Source organism: Morganella sp. TYF_1 (assembly GCF_043105645.1).
In the GTDB taxonomy this organism is placed as follows: Bacteria; Pseudomonadota; Gammaproteobacteria; order Enterobacterales; family Enterobacteriaceae; genus Morganella; species Morganella morganii_B.
In genome coordinates this window covers 746,991-761,867 of the sequence record NZ_JBICLU010000026.1, presented here as the reverse complement: position 1 = coordinate 761,867, position 14,877 = coordinate 746,991, and the positions used below count along the sequence as shown (strand labels likewise).

The window sequence follows — 14,877 nt, the reverse complement described above, 5'->3', positions numbered from 1 at the left end:
ATGCTGAATACAACTGAAAAAATTACCTACCGCAACGGGTTTATGCATAACGGTATTCCCGTTGATATCGAAACCATACGCCCGATATTCGACGGGCGCCGGGCGGCTGCCATCAGTGTGTGGGAGCAGTACGAACGGGCCAAAGCACGGCTGTGTATGCACAACCTGACACCTGAGCAGTACCAGAACGCCTGCCGTGATATCGCTAACGCGCTGGGGGTGTGACGTGAGTAATAAAATTCAGGGTTACGTGTGGGATGCCTGCGCCGTTTCAGGTGTGAAAGGCACAAAACTGATGATTATGGTTCGCCTGGCTGATTTCTCCAGTGATGAAGGGATCAGCTATCCGAGCGTCGAAACACTGTCCCGGCAGATTGGGGCAGGGGTCAGCACTATCCGTGATGCATGCAATGAGCTTGAAAAGGATGGCTGGCTGACAAAAAAACAACGGCGGAACGGTAACCGCAACGCATCGAATTTATATTTTCTCAATGTCGATAAGCTGGAAACTATCGCGTTACAGGAAATCGCAAAGCTGAAAAAACAGCGTGAAAATAACGCAATTTCTCACCCTCCGGTTTCTGACGGTTCAGAATCCGACCGGTCAGAAAACAGTAATTCCGGGCGTTTTGACCCTCCAGATTCTGGCGTTAAAGGGGGTTTTCACCCTCCAGAATCTGGAGGCGATCCATCAGTAAATTCAAAACATGATCCATCAGTAAATTCAAAAGAGGATCCGAAGCCTGCGACGCAGAAAAAATCCACGGTGAAATTTGACCCGTTGTCAGTCCGTCCGGAAAACGTCAGCGAACCTGTCTGGCAGGATTGGGTGAAGTTCCGGAAGGAGATTAAAAAACCACTGACGGAAACCAGCTGCCGGCAGATTGGCAAAAAACTGGCCGGGCACCCGGATCCTGATTCCGTGCTGTGTGATTCGATTGCCAACGGCTGGCAGGGAATATTCCCGGAACGCACCACAGGTCGGAAACCGGCTAAGCCGAGCACACACTCCGGATTCAGCGATAAAAACTACGAGGGCCGTCCAGCGGCATGGGTGAACGGGGGCAAGCATGTCTGACGAACTGAACGTGAACATCCCGCCGCGCTTTGCTGCTGCGACATTTGAGACGTATCACCCGGCGAATCCTGATGCAAAAAACAATCTGGAAATCTGCCGCGAGTATGCCGAAACATGGCTGTCCCGTAAAACCGCCGGAGAGGCACTTATTTTGTGCGGAACACCCGGAACCGGTAAAACACACCTCGCAGTGTCAATCGCCCGTCAGGTTGCCACTGAGGCGAAGGAATCAGTATTTATCACCACAGCGGCGCGTATCATCCGGGCTTTTCGCCGTACATGGGCTGGCGATGCGGAATACAGCGAGCTCGACGTACTGGAAAAATACTGCGGGCCGGGCCTGCTGATTATCGACGAAATCGGTGTTCAGTACGGAACTGACTCAGAGCGCAATATTTTGTTTGAAGTGATTAACGACCGGTATGAGGACATGCTGCCGACCATCATGATCAGCAATCTGCCGCTGAACGAACTGGCCCCGCTGCTGGGTGAACGCGTTGTTGACCGCATGCTGGAAGGTGGCGCAGTGCTGTCGTTCAACTGGTCAAGCTACCGGAGTAATTGATTATGTTCAGTGAGCAGGAATTAGAAGCCGCGGTTATTGGTGGTTTGCTGGCCGGTGGTGCCACTCAGGATGCCTATGACGTTCTGGCAACACTGCCTGATGATGCTTTCAGTGTCGGGTACTTTTCCAGGGTGTACCGGGAAATTAAAAAACAGGCACTGACGAGTGCGATTATCGATCCGGTATTTATCGCGGACGCACTCGGGGGAAATGGTGATTTTGCTCATATCATGGAGCTCACCAGAAAAACCATCTCATACGCAAACCTGAAAGGGTATGCCGAAAAAGTCAGGAACTATGCGGCTGTTCGTAAAATTACAGCGCTGATAAATAAATTTCAGAAAGAAATTACTGACGCGGCCACTCATGACCAGGCTGAAAGCGTAATTCAGAAGTTCAGCAGTGAGTTCACACTGCTCTCCGGTGAGAAAGAAAGCCTGGTACCGGTACATCTCAACGAACTGATTGACGGTTATGTTGATGTGCTGGAGAAGCGGAACCGGGGCGAGGGCAGCGGCATGATGATCCGGACCGGTATTGAAGCACTGGACGATAAAATCGGTGGTTTTAACCCTACGGACCTGATTTTTATCGGCGGCCGGCCGGGCATGGGTAAAACTGAACTGGCACTCACGATGATGGAAAAAATGACAACCGCCGGTGACTCTGTGCTGATGTTCTCCATGGAAATGGCAAATATGCAAATCGCCGAACGCATGATTGCCGGAGCTGCGCAGCTGCCGGTTTCCAAAATGCGCAATTGTGATTTGGACGACGAAGGCTGGGCGCGGATCAGCTCGGCAATCACTCATCTGATTGACCGGGATATTCACATTATCGATGCCAGCAATCTGACTATTGATCAGATATGCGCCATCAGTGAACGGCATAAACGCAAATATCCGGCCACAAAAGGTATTTTTATCGACTATCTCGGGCTGATTAAAAAGCCTAAAGCAGAGCGTAACGACCTGGCGATTGCCGCGATATCGGCTGGTATGAAAGGCCTGGCGAAACGGCTGCATACCCCGGTGGTGGCCCTGAGTCAGTTATCCCGTGATGTGGATAAGCGACCACTGAACCAGCGCCGCCCGGTGGCTGCAGATCTGCGTGACTCCGGCAGTCTTGAGCAGGATGCCGATTATATTTTCCTCACCTACCGGGACGTGGTTTATAACCCGAACAGCTCGGCAAAAAATTATGCGGAGATCATCATAGAGAAAAACCGGCACGGAGAAACCGGCACCGTGTATCAGGAATTTAAAAACGGTCACTATCTGCCGACCGACCAGATTTCAGCAGCAGAAGTAAGCCGTATGCAGCAACAGGCGGAGGTTCCTAAGAGACGCCGTTACGCCGACAAAGCATTTTAAGACCAACAGAGGCAAAGACCATGATAATCAAAGACCCTGTTACGTGCGAATCTCTCGTGCGTGATAACTATCCCCGCATGCCGGATGATGGCTGTGACCATACCAACTGTCACTTAGACCGGCTGCATGCCGCGCGCCGGGCCCGGAAAAAAATCCCGTATCAGTCTGCCCCTGAACCAAAGAAACAGGGGGAATAATCATGTCAGCACAATCAGATTATTTACCTGCAGGCCTGCCTCACAATCGCGCCCTGTGGCCTGCTGAGTATCAGGAAAAAGAGCAGCTTGATTTGGCTGCCAGTCGTCTGATTAAGCAGCTCAGAATGCAGAAAATGCACAGAACGGCTGTACTGGTGGCTATCGAAAAAACACCGGCGGATCAGCAACCGTTTTTCCGGGAACGTCTGAATTATTGGCAGGGGGTGATGAAGTGATGGAATCAATACCAACTCAGCGTTCAGACTACGTCATCATGCTGGAAGAACTACGCAACAAGCCAACCCACATGCTGAAAGAGATCGGTGACCAGTGGCGGACACCTGATGCGCTGTATTGGGGTATCAACGCGAAGTTCGGCCCGTGCACCCTCGATCTGTTTACCGATGGCCAGAACAGCAAGTGCCCGAACTATTACACCGCCGAAGATAACGCGCTGACACAGGACTGGTCAGAAAAGCTGAAAGAGCTGGGCGGGGCAGCATACGGCAACCCTCCGTATTCCCGTGCAACCTATCATGATAAACAGGCCGTTACAGGGATGGTTCATATCATGGAGTACGCTCAGGCTATGCGTGAGAAAGGTAGGCGGTATATTTTTCTGATAAAAGCCGCGACCAGCGAAACGTGGTGGCCGGAATGGGCTGACCATGTTGCATTTATCCGTGGTCGTATCGGGTTCGATTTACCGGATTGGTTTGTGCCGGCGAATGAAAAACAGAAACCGTCAGGTGCTTTCTTTTCCGGTGCGGTTGTCATTCTGGATAAGGATTGGCGGGGAGAAAAAATCAGTTATATCAGCCGCGATGAGTTGATCACCATTGGCGAACTGTTTATGTGGCAGGCACGCTGGTTGGTGGCGAAAACAGGGGAGGCAGCGTAATGTCAGCCAAAACAGCAGCAGAACGCAAAGCCGCGCAGAGAGCGCGGCAAAAGAAAACCGGTATCGTCAAACTTGAGTTGCTGGTGGATGAGCAGGAACTGGACATGTTGCAGCGTAATTGTGCACTGCGGCGTCCGGGCCGGGAACCTTACGAACTGAACGAATACATCACAATGCTTATCAGAATAGATGACCGGTCGCTGAAATCAGAGATTGAGGAACTGGGTAAGAAAACTTGCCGGAAGTGCGGCGAGAAACTACCGGTTGCGGAGTGTTGTATGTCCGGTGATTCGGAGTGCTGGAATACGCTCGGATGGCATGGGTTGAAACTCAATATATAATCAATTCTATTGATTCTTATCTGGCATGCATCAAATGTGAAATAGAGATAAATTGAAAGTTATTTTATTTGGATCATAGCCTGTGTTATTGCATAAATAATAATTTCAATCACCTGTTTTTTATTAATCACAGGTGATCTTTAAAATATGGATTCCTCTTATTTTGTATCACTGAGTGGAATGTGGCTTTTTATTCCAATGAGATTTTTTAATTTATCAAGTTTCGCATCATTGAGTATCTCTGATGAAAGTCCGAAATTGCCAAGGTGATCAGTGACAATGCATTTTCTCCCTTCGTTAATTTCAATTTCACCTGAAGGTGATAATTTTGTATAAAAAACAAAAAAATCGCCAGAGTGCGTAAAGTGTCTATTTATTCTAAGTATGTGTTCCACTTTTTCTTTTTTTATTGTGTCGAAGTTTGGTCCAAATATCACACCGATAATTTCATTTGGATAGTGATGGAAAATTCTCTCTCGTGGGTTAATTCGATAGCTATCCTCAGGCATGTTAGCGATAAATGAACTTTTTTCTTCACTTATTACAAATGCTCTTTTTTCATTCTCATATGACCAAAATTTGTTTTTTATCAGTAACTTATTTTGGATTAAGACTTTTTTGTCATCAGTGCTTGCACATCTTATAAGAGGAATTGACTTGTCTCCGTCATCATAAGATACATTTAATACCGATGTAGGAACGTACCTATTAGAATATAGATTTTCAGTGATATTTATTATATCATTCTCTGCTTTATAAATAACGACACATCCCTTAAACCCATCAGCGTAGTGTGCCCACATCATTGGGTTAAGAGCATCAATAGAAAAAGACACACTAAAAAATTTTATGTTAACACCACGAGCCAGCAATTCCATGAGGTATAATTTAAACAAAGCCAATCTATGGTTTAATTTTTTTTCTTTATCTTCATTGCCATTGCCATTGCCATTGTCATTTTCACCTTCACCTTCACCTTCACCTTCATCTTTGCTTAGGCGTTCATTTAAAAAAGGTATCAAAGCTTTCTCAAGTTCAGAATTTATTTCTTTAAAGAATCTTTGAAGAGAAAAGAAATCGGAAGAGATCTTCTTTTCTTTAAATAAACCATTAAGACTTTTTACGAGGTTTTGTTCTGAGCAATAAAGTTGTTTTATATCCCAGCTTTCATAGGCCGCAGGGAGTGCTAACAACCGATACCACAATGATTCATCATCTTCAAATTTATAGAATGAGACAAGGTCATTGGGGTCGTTGAGTTCATGGTTAGCAGAGAAATAAAGCTCATTATACCTCAGTGCCTTTTCAAGGTAGATTCCTGGACGGAAATATTTAAACAATGACATTTATTTACCTTTAATGTTAAATAGTATGTATTTTTCAGTTTATTTTGTTTTAATGAAAACTAACATACCAATCCAAGTTATTTTACTCTTTATAATATCATACTGAAAAGTTGTTGATATCCTTTTATTTAAGGTCGATAGTCAAGTTTAACAGTGTATTGCCTATTAATTTACTAGTTAAGCTCTGAGTTAATTCAGACTGGTCATATTCGTTATATCAAGGTATCATTCAGAATGCCGACCTGAACAACCGGCATCCTGAATATCCGCTGTGTCACCGGAGAACACCATGGCACAGCATAGCTTTTTCAAACTCCCCAACGATACTCTTGCGCCTGCAAACCCGGCAGCAAGGGATTACCTGCATTCAAAAGTTAAGTGCGGTGATGTGCTGTCAGCAGACTTCAAAAAGGCACGTAACCCACGATTTCACCGTAAATATTTCGCACTCCTGAACCTCGGTTATGAATATTGGGAACCGGTCGGCGGTACCATTTCGCCGGAAGAAAAAGAACTGGTTCGCGGGTATGTGAAATTCCTCGCGTATTACACGGACAATGACGATGCTCTGCAGACAGCGGCTGACGTCTATCTTGATGATGTAGCACAAAAGCGCGCGCAGAATATTACCGCGACAAAATCCTTTGACGCTTTCCGCTCCTGGGCTATCGAACAGGCCGGACAGTACGACACCTACGAAATGCCTGACGGCAGCCTGCGCCGTGTCGCCAAATCAATCAGCTTTGCCAAAATGGACGATCTGCAGTTTGGCGAACTCTATAAATCCACGCTCGATGTGCTGTGGAACTTCATTTTGTACCGCAATTTTTCCACGCAACAGGCTGCTGAGAACGCAGCAGCACAGTTATTAGATTTTACCTGAGAGGCAAGACCAATGACCAAATCAAAGACCAAAGCAGAGCAGCAGTGGCTGTCAGATGTGGCCGAACTCGGCTGTATCTGCTGCCGTAACATGGGGTACGGGGCATCCTGCGCAGAACTGCATCATGTGCGCAACGGGCAGGGCATGGGGCAACGGGCGGATCATTATTCTGTGCTCCCGTTGTGTCCGCAGCACCACCGGGCATGCTACGCAACGGGATTCCATGCAGCGCCTGAAACATGGCAGCAGATCCACGGCAGCGAACGTGAATTGCTGGAGCAGGTAAAACAGGAAGTCAGGGAGCTGCGTTTATGTCGGGTATAATGAGTATTTCAGACGGTTTGCAACTGGATGAAGAACGCGAGGCCTGGTTACAGAACTGGTTGGCAAGGTTCGGGGCGTGGGTGCACAGCGGTCGGTTGGTGAAACGGCAGAGCAGCATGATAGCAGAATTTATGGCTACAGTTGAACGTCGCAGCTACCCGGACAGACCGACCTGCAGTGATGAGGATGGACTGCTGATACAAGGGGTGGTTGATCTCCTTTATCATCTGGACCGTGAGGCGTTTAAAATGCTGTTGGCCCGGTATGTCTTCTGTGCCTCGGATCGTGAAATTGCCCGGCAGCATCATAAGGCCTGTGCACCACGCGTCATGGTGCGCAGAAACGGTATGTTACGTTCCCGCAAACCGTCATTATCTACATGCCGTCGGGAGGTGGATGAAATACTAAAAGCGGCTGAGTATTTATTATACCAACCGCTGGTAGATGCATTTAAAAACAGGGAAAAAGAAAAGATCATGAAGCGAAATAACAAAAACGTGTTGACTTCTTTGAATCAATGAGCCAGTATTTAAAGGTAGGTTGCCATTTTTGTAACCTTACCAACTAACCCAGCCAATACGCTGGGTTTTTTTTTAGGGAGTTTAAATGGAAAAATTTATTTTCTCTCGAGTTATTCGGAAACGAAAGAAAAAGATTGGCCCGATATTTTTCCAAACGTAAATCTTTCGAAATTAGTTAAAAGAAAATCATTGTGTGTAAATATATTTTTACTCTTAATGTTCTGCATGAATATAATAGTCTCATCCATAAAGTGTTTTGCAAAATCCGGATGATTTAATGCATCAAATAAATTTAAATTGAATTTTTTACTTGTATATATATTTGCTGCATTTAATCTGTTTTGCCATATGTAAGGGTAGAAATCTTTTTGATCTTCTGTCATTTTGCTGTTCGGGGAAATTAAGGCCGTGCCATGAGCTGTAGCATTTCTCAATGTAAATAAGGTTTGGAAAGTATCTTTGTTAGGCATGCAATCATTTAGGTTTAGATTTGTATAATTGAAGATTTCATTCTTTAATTTATCCCAACCACCATTAAGTTCAATATCATAATTAGCTTTCATGATATTTTGGTATGCCTTAAAAAGTATATGATTATTTAGAGTGGCTTGCTTTGATAACGCACCCAGAATGGGACCATCATTTTTCAGTAAGCTCGAAAAGAGCTGACGAAGAGTGCCTTCAACTATTGCTGCATTTAAATTTAGTAAAGCTAAATTATATCCCGCATGCTCTGTTGAAATATTTATTCTTGAAGTGGGGCCGTGGTCGATATCAATATTGATTTCACCATGATCACTAAATACAGGCGTGGTTCTTTTTTTGTTTACAGTAAGAGCAATATTCTCGTAAGCAAGTAGTAGGTGGACGCTAGTGTTAAAGGTTAGATAACTAGTTGTATGTTTGCTAATTTTCATCTTTTTTCCAGTTTATCATTTAATAATTGCAGTGAAGTAAATAATGATATTGTACGAGTATACCAATTGATTCGAATCATATAAACATCATTGGTTCTATCCAATTATATTTTAATGGAACACTCCACAGGGGGTGTATATGCGCATGCCTGAAAAAAACACTGAATTCTGGGCGCAGGTCTGGAACTGGATATCTGTTAATGCGCCACTTATAGCAGGTGTCGCACTTGCTGCGATGACAGCATTCACCCGTGAAAAACGGGAGGGCGCAGGATGGAAAGCGTCGTTTTCAGAAGCATTCATTTGTTCATGTATCAGCATAGGTGTGATCACCGGTCTGGAATATGCCGCTTTACCACTGAGTCTGGCGCAATTCTTTGGTGTGTTCATCGGCTTTCTGGGAACCAAAAAGATCGGCGCTGTTACAGATGCCGTATTTTCATTTTTCAAAAACAGATTTGGGGTCAATAAATAATGGCTAAATACAGATTCAGTAAACGCAGTGAAGAGAATTTGCGTGGCATTCATCCGGATCTCGACAAAGTTGTTCGCCGGGCGCTGGAACTGACCGATGTTGACTTTATGGTTATCGAAGGTAAACGCAATGAAGCCCGTCAGCGTGCTCTGGTTGCCGGAGGCAAAAGCCAGACTATGAACAGCCGTCACCTGACCGGACACGCGGTAGACTGTGCACCTATCATTAACGGTGTTATTCCGTGGAATGACTGGTCGATGTTCCGGAAAGTCTCCGAAGCGATGATGGTTGCCGCTGAAGAGTTCGGTATCGATCTCGAATGGGGCGGCAACTGGAAAACATTCAAAGATGGCCCGCACTTCCAGTTATCTCACAAATCCTATCCGGCCTGATCATGAGTACGGCGGCAAAGATACTCACCGGCGTTTGCCTGGTGATGTTCATCGGGCTGTTGTCGGTATCACACCTGTACGGCGGACTGAAAGATAATTACCGGCTGCTGTCCTCTCAGTTTGCTGAGCAGGTCGCCATCAACAAAGACTATCAGGAACGTGCACAGAAACTTCACGAACTGGATACCAGACATACACAGGAGCTGGCAAATGCAAAAATTGAAATTGGGCGGCTGCGTGTTGCTGCTGATCGTAACCCTGAGCGGGTGTACATCAGAGCCAGTTGTCCAAAGACCGGCAGCGATACCGCCACCGGCATGGATGATGCAGCCCCCGCCCGACCTGATGACACCGCTGTCCGAAATTATTGGTTACTCAGTGAGCGGATTGCAGAATCAGAGCAGATGATTAAGGGGTTGCAGGATTACATTAAAAATGAATGTTTTATAGCGTATTAATATTTACCTCATCATCTTCTGCCGCATGTAGTGCTATAGGTAAATAATTTGCTAGATTGGGTATCTTTTCTATTAATTTTGAAGTTGCTTTTTGGCGGGTTTGTTCTAGACCCGACTTCACTCGGTCGTAACATGCCCAAAAAGTTTCATCTTCATTAATTTCAGCGCCTACGTACATCAGGTTTAATGCCACAATAATATTGTGGTCAGGTAATGAATTTAAAACATTCTCAACATGACGTATTTTTTCGGATAATTCGGGAAGTTCTTCGAACGCTTCGGTGAAAGTAACGTTTCCTGTATTTTGAGCATTTTCGTTATAATTTTCAGATAGGCAGATTAATTGATGGATTGTGGTGGTGATTGACATATAAGTACCTCGGCTAGATGAATGTTAATCCTTACTGTAACACTTATATTAGAGAAGTTAATGTAAGTTCTGATATATCTGTTGTTTATAAACATTGAGTTAGGAGAAAGCACCATGAAACCGGATTGGGGGGTGTTACAACAACAGTTCCTAGCCGAGCATTCAGTAACGGGAATATCCCCGAAAGAATGGTGTGAGATACAGGGACTGAATTACGCAACAGCGCGGAGGCACATCAAAAAGCCAACTGCGCAGAGTGCGCAAAAAACTGCGCAAAAGAAAGTGCGCACTGCGCAGAAAAAAGAATACGCAAATGAACCGGTGCGCAATAGCAATACACCGGATGCGAAGAGTAATGAATCCGACAATGCGCAGAATGATGAAAGTGGATTCAGCCTGCGCAATTACAGGCTCACAGGCTTACAGGCTCGTTTCGTGACTGAGTACCTTACCGACCTGAACCGAACTGCTGCATATAAACGGGCAGGGGGTAAATGTGAGGGGCATAATGCTTACGCAAGTGCGAGTCAGTTATATAGAAATATTGAGGTCAACCGGGCAATTGCGGACGCGCTGGAAGCCAGAGAGCGCCGGGCTGAAATTACTCAGGATGCCGTTTTAAAAATGTGGTGGGATATCGCCACGGCGGATGTTCGTGAGCTGACGGAATATCAGCGGTTATGCTGCCGTCACTGCTGGGGATTCAGCTTTAACTATCAGTGGCGTGACAATGTTGAGTTTGAGGAAGCACGGCTGGAAGCAGTTGAAAAGAAAAAGCGAGAGCCTGTAGATGTCGGCGGCTACGGTTACGACAGCACACTTGACCCGAACCCTGACTGCCCCCGCTGCAATGGTGCCGGTATCGGTCGTCCTCATTTCCACGACACACGGGATTTAAGGGGCGCAAGCCGCCGGTTATTTGCCGGGATAAAAGAAGGCAAGTTCGGTACCGAGGTTATCACCCGTAATCAGGATGAAGCGCTGAAAATGGTTGCGCAGCATTTGGGGATGCTGAAAAACAGGACTGAGGTCACCGGTGCAGATGGCGGCCCGATACAATCAACGGGATTTGATTTTAGTCATCTGAGTTTCGAACAGCTTGTTCAATTGAGAAAAATGCAAAAAACAATAAATTAGTTCAATGTGGTGTTGATGGTTATATCGGATTTAGGCTAAGCAAGGACATTTTTTTATACTATCCAATCCTAATATCTCACAACCTTCATCATCCAATTCTTCGAATGAGTCTGAGACTAGCTTTGCATACATTTTTCCGGTAAATGGAGTCGATGATTTTGCTGCCTGGCCGGAATAAAGGCGTTTACATGATGCACTATGTAAACGTGCAAATCTCTCTGTACTTTTACTGCCTTTTCCTTCGGTATCTTTTCTGAAGTTTAAAACAAAACCATCGGGGTGCTCATTAAGCCACTTGATATAGTTATCTTCAGTGTTTTGATTGTGGTTACCATCAAATCTGTGTAGTTCCATCAGGGAGGCCTCGTGAAAGTGTCAATTCATTATGTGCATAGAGTGTAGGAGAAAGGTGTAGAACTATCAAACAGGTAATATAGAGACGAGATGATTAATTTCTCTGTTTTTTCTTTTGTTTAACATAATGGTTCTTACCCGAATAAGCGAAATCAGGTTCACGCAAAAAGCACACTGAACCCGTCAAAAGCAATACTCATCCCGGGTCAATATGCCCGTTTATTTTGTTACTCATTTGTTATCAAAAAACCGGAAGCGGCTTCGGAGTGATTCGGCGCTGAAAGGCTTGTTTTTGTCATTTTAGGTGATGTGATGGATATCAATGTCGATCTGTTTGATGAAGAAGTTCGCAGAGAGATAGCGCGGCGCAGTCTGCATGAATTTATTCAGTACATTAACCCGGAATACATTACCAGTCACTTTTCAGAAACCGTCTGTGCATCACTGGATAACTTTCTGGTTGAGATGATGACCGGTAAGCGTCCGATCCTGATTCTCGGCGCACCGCCGCAGCACGGTAAATCCGATATTGTGTCGCGGTATCTTCCGGCGTATTTCTTCGGTAAGTATCCGGATAAACGTGTGGGCGCATTGTCCTATTCGTCAGATCTGGCCGGTGACATGAACACGGATGTTCAGCGCATCATGTCGTCAGATGAGTACCGGGTGCTGTTTCCTCAAAGCTGGTTAGGCAACAAACCGACTGATGGCGTGGCGGTTAAGCGTAATACCGAAGAATTCGGGATTGCTAATCACAAGGGAACATACGTCTGTGCCGGTGTTGGTGGTCCGCTGACGGGTAAAAAGGTTGATCTCGGGATTATTGATGATCCTATTAAAAACGCGAAAGAAGCGCTCAGCCCCACTGTTAAAAAGTCAATCTGGAACTGGTACGCATCAACGTTCAAAACCCGCCTGTCCCGGAACAGTGGCGAAATCATCATGGCGACCCGCTGGGCGACAGATGACCTTTCCGGCCGGGTAAAAGAGAAAACGCCAAAAGCCAAAGTGCTGGCGTTCCCGGCCATCAACGAACAGGGTGAGGCGCTTGTTCCTGAGTTGCATCCGCTGGACAAGCTGCTCGAAACAAAAGCTATTCTCGGTGATTACTTCTGGTCTGCCATGTACCAGCAGAAACCGAAACCGGGAGACGGGCAGATATTCCACGAAGAATTCGCGCAGTACTACCTGCCGAAAGATCTGCCGGACACCTTTGATGAAGTTATTCACAGCTGGGATATGACGTTCAAGGACAGTGACGGCACGGACTACGTTGTCGGTCAGGTATGGGGCAAAAAGGGCGCAAATGCCTATCTTCTGCATCAGATTCGCAAACGCATGAGTTTTACCGAAACCCTGAAAGCCGTGAAGCTGCTGGCTGAGAAATACCCGCAGGCGCGGCGCAAGCTGGTGGAGGATAAAGCCAACGGACCGGCAGTCATTGATTCGCTGAAAACGACTGTATCAGGATTGGTGCCCATTGAGCCGGACGGCAGCAAAATCGCCCGTGCTCACGCCTGCACCGCTGAATGGGAAGCCGGGAACGTCTGGCTGCCCCATAAAGATATCGAACCATGGATCACCGAAACGGTGGAAGAAATCACGACATTCCCGTTTGCCGGGCACGATGACACCGTGGATGCCATGACACAGGCGCTGCGCTATCTGTACCAGAAGAAAGGCGGCGGATTCTTTTCACGCAAGAGGACATAACATGTGGCCGTTCAGAAAGCGGAAAACAGCAGAGGTTGCCGCACCTAAGCGGTCAGCGTTCTCAACGCATTTATATTCAGCACTGGCAGCCGAAACAGGGTTTCAGGGGCTGGATTTGCCGCAACCCACTATGCAGGGTGTGGCAATGGACAGTATCGACAGCACCATTCCGGCATTTAAAGGCGGACAGGTTTACGGTGTTCCTGAGTCACAGGCAGCATGGTACGCCTCACAAATGTTCATCGGCAACAATATGTGTGCGGTTATCGCTAAGCACTGGCTGGTGGATAAAGCGTGCAGCATGCCTGCCCGTGACGCTGTCCGGCAGGGATATGATCTTGATTGTTCCGGCAGTGACAAAGAGACGCAGAAAAAACTGCGTAAACTCGATAAAAAATACCGCATCCGGCACCACATAAAAGAATTAGTCCACATGGGGCGCGTGTTTGGCGGCAGACTGGCACTGTTTGTCGTTGAAACATCAAATCCGCAGGAATGGTACGAAAACCCGTTTAACCCGGATGGCGTGACAAAGGGCATGTACAAAGGAATTAAGCAGATTGATCCGCAGTGGGTCACACCTGACCTGACGGAAGCTAATTTACAGGACCCTGCAGGGCTTGATTTTTACGACCCGACTTACTGGATTATCGGCGGACGCCGGTATCACAAATCGCACTTCGTAAAGTTCATCCCCTTTCCGGTGCCTGATGCGCTGAAACAGACATACAATTTTTTTGGCGTATCAGTCCCTGAGCGTGTGTATGAGCGCGTGTATGCCTCTGAGCGTACAGCGAACGAAGCACCACAGCTGGCGATGACAAAGCGCCTGACGACTATTGGTATGGCAGATGTTGAGGGTGTTGACGCAGCCACCATTCATCAGAACATGATTGAATTTACGGAGATGCGTGATAATTACGGCGTACAGACAGTCGGAGCTGCAGACACTGTTCAGCAGTTCGATACATCACTCGCTGATCTGGACGCGACCATTATGACGCAGTATCAGCTTGTTGCCGCTGCGGCAAACGTTCCTGCAACAAAGCTGCTCGGCACAACCCCGAAAGGCTTTAATGCGACCGGTGATTACGAGGAAGCCAGCTACCGGGAAGAACTGGAAAGCATCCAGACCAATGACTTAGAAGACCTGCTGCAGCGTCACTATGACATGTTACAGCGCAGCGAGGGCATGGGCACGGACGAGCTTTCAATCACCTGGTTACCGCTGGACAGTCCTACCGCGCTTGAGGATGCAGATATCAAACTCAAACAGGCACAGACCGATTCAGCATATGCGGCGGTTGGTGCGGTTGACGGGCTGGATATCCGCAAGAAGCTGGCGGCAGATAAAGAATCGGCATTTTACGGTATTGACGTGAACGAGGACGATTATGCCCCGGAAAATACGGGTACGAACCAAACGGGCACGGTGGGCGGCATCCCGTCAGGCGGTTATGAAGGGCAAGCCGCTGCAATATTCGGCAGCAGCCCAAAGCCGTTACCAGCGTGACATGTCACAACTGATTAGA

Annotated in this window: 20 protein-coding genes; 16 read left to right on the top strand and 4 right to left on the bottom strand. The window is 46.7% G+C overall.

Annotated elements, in window-relative coordinates:
- From ACF8OF_RS17015 to ACF8OF_RS16985, 7 genes are all read left to right on the top strand, one after another.
- Entirely contained in the window at positions 1–225 is a 225-nt protein-coding gene (locus ACF8OF_RS17015; RefSeq protein ID WP_392497213.1) for a hypothetical protein, read from the top strand.
- Position 226: 1 nt separating this feature from the next.
- Positions 227–1,078 carry a helix-turn-helix domain-containing protein gene (locus tag ACF8OF_RS17010; RefSeq protein ID WP_392497212.1) on the top strand — a complete coding sequence of 284 codons (852 nt, stop codon included), beginning with the start codon at positions 227–229 and terminating at the stop codon, positions 1,076–1,078.
- A complete protein-coding gene (locus ACF8OF_RS17005) occupies positions 1,071–1,643 on the top strand; it encodes an ATP-binding protein (RefSeq protein WP_279800260.1) in 573 nt (190 codons plus the stop codon). Before ACF8OF_RS17010 ends, ACF8OF_RS17005 begins: the two co-directional genes overlap by 8 nt.
- A gap of 2 nt (positions 1,644–1,645) precedes the next feature.
- Positions 1,646–3,016, top strand: a complete 1,371-nt coding sequence (locus ACF8OF_RS17000) for a replicative DNA helicase (RefSeq protein ID WP_392497211.1) — start codon at positions 1,646–1,648, stop codon at positions 3,014–3,016.
- 199 nt (positions 3,017–3,215) lie between these two features.
- Complete coding sequence (locus tag ACF8OF_RS16995) at positions 3,216–3,449, top strand: hypothetical protein (RefSeq protein WP_392497210.1); 234 nt, start codon at positions 3,216–3,218, stop codon at positions 3,447–3,449.
- Positions 3,449–4,114: a phage N-6-adenine-methyltransferase gene (locus tag ACF8OF_RS16990; RefSeq protein ID WP_392497209.1), complete on the top strand. Its 666-nt coding sequence runs from the start codon at positions 3,449–3,451 to the stop codon at positions 4,112–4,114. Before ACF8OF_RS16995 ends, ACF8OF_RS16990 begins: the two co-directional genes overlap by 1 nt.
- Positions 4,114–4,455 carry a hypothetical protein gene (locus ACF8OF_RS16985; RefSeq protein WP_392497208.1) on the top strand — a complete coding sequence of 114 codons (342 nt, stop codon included), beginning with the start codon at positions 4,114–4,116 and terminating at the stop codon, positions 4,453–4,455. Before ACF8OF_RS16990 ends, ACF8OF_RS16985 begins: the two co-directional genes overlap by 1 nt.
- A gap of 158 nt (positions 4,456–4,613) precedes the next feature.
- Here the strand turns inward: ACF8OF_RS16985 and ACF8OF_RS16980 are convergent, their stop codons facing one another.
- Positions 4,614–5,801: a DUF2971 domain-containing protein gene (locus ACF8OF_RS16980; protein ID WP_392497207.1), complete on the bottom strand. Its 1,188-nt coding sequence runs from the start codon at positions 5,799–5,801 to the stop codon at positions 4,614–4,616.
- Positions 5,802–6,090: 289 nt separating this feature from the next.
- Between ACF8OF_RS16980 and ACF8OF_RS16975 the strand changes: the two genes are divergently transcribed.
- Genes ACF8OF_RS16975 through ACF8OF_RS16965 form a run of 3 tightly spaced genes read left to right on the top strand, consistent with a single transcriptional unit; the run spans position 6,091 to position 7,529 of the window.
- Entirely contained in the window at positions 6,091–6,684 is a 594-nt protein-coding gene (locus ACF8OF_RS16975) for a DUF1367 family protein (protein ID WP_392497206.1), read from the top strand.
- Between the two features lie 12 nt (positions 6,685–6,696).
- The gene (locus tag ACF8OF_RS16970; RefSeq protein WP_392497205.1) at positions 6,697–7,008 is read left to right on the top strand and encodes a Ref family recombination enhancement nuclease; all 312 of its coding nucleotides are present in this window, start codon (positions 6,697–6,699) and stop codon (positions 7,006–7,008) included.
- The gene (locus ACF8OF_RS16965) at positions 6,996–7,529 is read left to right on the top strand and encodes an antiterminator Q family protein (protein ID WP_392497204.1); all 534 of its coding nucleotides are present in this window, start codon (positions 6,996–6,998) and stop codon (positions 7,527–7,529) included. The genes ACF8OF_RS16970 and ACF8OF_RS16965 overlap by 13 nt, the downstream gene beginning before the upstream one ends.
- Positions 7,530–7,639: 110 nt before the next feature.
- Here ACF8OF_RS16965 and ACF8OF_RS16960 read toward each other — a convergent pair whose 3' ends face one another.
- A complete protein-coding gene (locus ACF8OF_RS16960) occupies positions 7,640–8,446 on the bottom strand; it encodes a hypothetical protein (RefSeq protein WP_392497203.1) in 807 nt (268 codons plus the stop codon).
- 139 nt (positions 8,447–8,585) lie between these two features.
- Between ACF8OF_RS16960 and ACF8OF_RS16955 the strand changes: the two genes are divergently transcribed.
- The 3 genes from ACF8OF_RS16955 to ACF8OF_RS16945 are packed head-to-tail and all read left to right on the top strand — an operon-like array spanning position 8,586 to position 9,771.
- Positions 8,586–8,921, top strand: a complete 336-nt coding sequence (locus ACF8OF_RS16955; RefSeq protein ID WP_392497202.1) for a phage holin, lambda family — start codon at positions 8,586–8,588, stop codon at positions 8,919–8,921.
- A complete protein-coding gene (locus ACF8OF_RS16950; protein ID WP_392497201.1) occupies positions 8,921–9,313 on the top strand; it encodes a M15 family metallopeptidase in 393 nt (130 codons plus the stop codon). Before ACF8OF_RS16955 ends, ACF8OF_RS16950 begins: the two co-directional genes overlap by 1 nt.
- Before the next feature lie 44 nt (positions 9,314–9,357).
- The gene (locus tag ACF8OF_RS16945; RefSeq protein WP_392497366.1) at positions 9,358–9,771 is read left to right on the top strand and encodes a lysis protein; all 414 of its coding nucleotides are present in this window, start codon (positions 9,358–9,360) and stop codon (positions 9,769–9,771) included.
- Here ACF8OF_RS16945 and ACF8OF_RS16940 read toward each other — a convergent pair.
- A complete protein-coding gene (locus ACF8OF_RS16940; RefSeq protein ID WP_392497200.1) occupies positions 9,758–10,141 on the bottom strand; it encodes a hypothetical protein in 384 nt (127 codons plus the stop codon). The two genes, ACF8OF_RS16945 and ACF8OF_RS16940, sit on opposite strands and share 14 nt — an antisense overlap.
- 114 nt (positions 10,142–10,255) lie before the next feature.
- Between ACF8OF_RS16940 and ACF8OF_RS16935 the strand changes: the two genes are divergently transcribed.
- Positions 10,256–11,278, top strand: coding sequence for a terminase small subunit (locus ACF8OF_RS16935; protein ID WP_392497199.1), 1,023 nt, complete (start codon positions 10,256–10,258; stop codon positions 11,276–11,278).
- A gap of 30 nt (positions 11,279–11,308) precedes the next feature.
- Here the strand turns inward: ACF8OF_RS16935 and ACF8OF_RS16930 are convergent, their stop codons facing one another.
- On the bottom strand, positions 11,309–11,632 hold the full coding sequence (locus tag ACF8OF_RS16930) for a hypothetical protein (protein ID WP_392497198.1): 324 nt from the start codon (positions 11,630–11,632) through the stop codon (positions 11,309–11,311).
- 312 nt (positions 11,633–11,944) lie between these two features.
- Here ACF8OF_RS16930 and terL point away from each other — a divergent pair, with 312 nt between their 5' ends.
- Both terL and ACF8OF_RS16920 read left to right on the top strand, forming a co-directional pair.
- On the top strand, positions 11,945–13,345 hold the full coding sequence (gene terL, locus ACF8OF_RS16925) for a phage terminase large subunit (protein WP_392497197.1): 1,401 nt from the start codon (positions 11,945–11,947) through the stop codon (positions 13,343–13,345).
- 1 nt (position 13,346) lies between these two features.
- On the top strand, positions 13,347–14,858 hold the full coding sequence (locus ACF8OF_RS16920) for a DUF1073 domain-containing protein (RefSeq protein ID WP_392497196.1): 1,512 nt from the start codon (positions 13,347–13,349) through the stop codon (positions 14,856–14,858).
- Positions 14,859–14,877 lie beyond the last annotated feature (19 nt).

Coding starts and splice junctions, on each gene's coding strand:
- ACF8OF_RS16940 (WP_392497200.1), bottom strand. CDS start 10,141: ATGTCAATCACCACCACAATCCATCAATTAATCTGCCTATCTGAAAAT.
- ACF8OF_RS16930 (WP_392497198.1), bottom strand. CDS start 11,632: ATGGAACTACACAGATTTGATGGTAACCACAATCAAAACACTGAAGAT.
- ACF8OF_RS16985 (WP_392497208.1), top strand. CDS start 4,114: ATGTCAGCCAAAACAGCAGCAGAACGCAAAGCCGCGCAGAGAGCGCGG.
- ACF8OF_RS17005 (WP_279800260.1), top strand. CDS start 1,071: ATGTCTGACGAACTGAACGTGAACATCCCGCCGCGCTTTGCTGCTGCG.
- ACF8OF_RS16990 (WP_392497209.1), top strand. CDS start 3,449: ATGGAATCAATACCAACTCAGCGTTCAGACTACGTCATCATGCTGGAA.
- ACF8OF_RS16950 (WP_392497201.1), top strand. CDS start 8,921: ATGGCTAAATACAGATTCAGTAAACGCAGTGAAGAGAATTTGCGTGGC.
- terL (WP_392497197.1), top strand. CDS start 11,945: ATGGATATCAATGTCGATCTGTTTGATGAAGAAGTTCGCAGAGAGATA.
- ACF8OF_RS16920 (WP_392497196.1), top strand. CDS start 13,347: ATGTGGCCGTTCAGAAAGCGGAAAACAGCAGAGGTTGCCGCACCTAAG.
- ACF8OF_RS16955 (WP_392497202.1), top strand. CDS start 8,586: ATGCGCATGCCTGAAAAAAACACTGAATTCTGGGCGCAGGTCTGGAAC.
- ACF8OF_RS17015 (WP_392497213.1), top strand. CDS start 1: ATGCTGAATACAACTGAAAAAATTACCTACCGCAACGGGTTTATGCAT.
- ACF8OF_RS16975 (WP_392497206.1), top strand. CDS start 6,091: ATGGCACAGCATAGCTTTTTCAAACTCCCCAACGATACTCTTGCGCCT.
- ACF8OF_RS16980 (WP_392497207.1), bottom strand. CDS start 5,801: ATGTCATTGTTTAAATATTTCCGTCCAGGAATCTACCTTGAAAAGGCA.
- ACF8OF_RS16995 (WP_392497210.1), top strand. CDS start 3,216: ATGTCAGCACAATCAGATTATTTACCTGCAGGCCTGCCTCACAATCGC.
- ACF8OF_RS17000 (WP_392497211.1), top strand. CDS start 1,646: ATGTTCAGTGAGCAGGAATTAGAAGCCGCGGTTATTGGTGGTTTGCTG.
- ACF8OF_RS16935 (WP_392497199.1), top strand. CDS start 10,256: ATGAAACCGGATTGGGGGGTGTTACAACAACAGTTCCTAGCCGAGCAT.
- ACF8OF_RS16945 (WP_392497366.1), top strand. CDS start 9,358: ATGTTCATCGGGCTGTTGTCGGTATCACACCTGTACGGCGGACTGAAA.
- ACF8OF_RS16965 (WP_392497204.1), top strand. CDS start 6,996: ATGTCGGGTATAATGAGTATTTCAGACGGTTTGCAACTGGATGAAGAA.
- ACF8OF_RS16960 (WP_392497203.1), bottom strand. CDS start 8,446: ATGAAAATTAGCAAACATACAACTAGTTATCTAACCTTTAACACTAGC.
- ACF8OF_RS16970 (WP_392497205.1), top strand. CDS start 6,697: ATGACCAAATCAAAGACCAAAGCAGAGCAGCAGTGGCTGTCAGATGTG.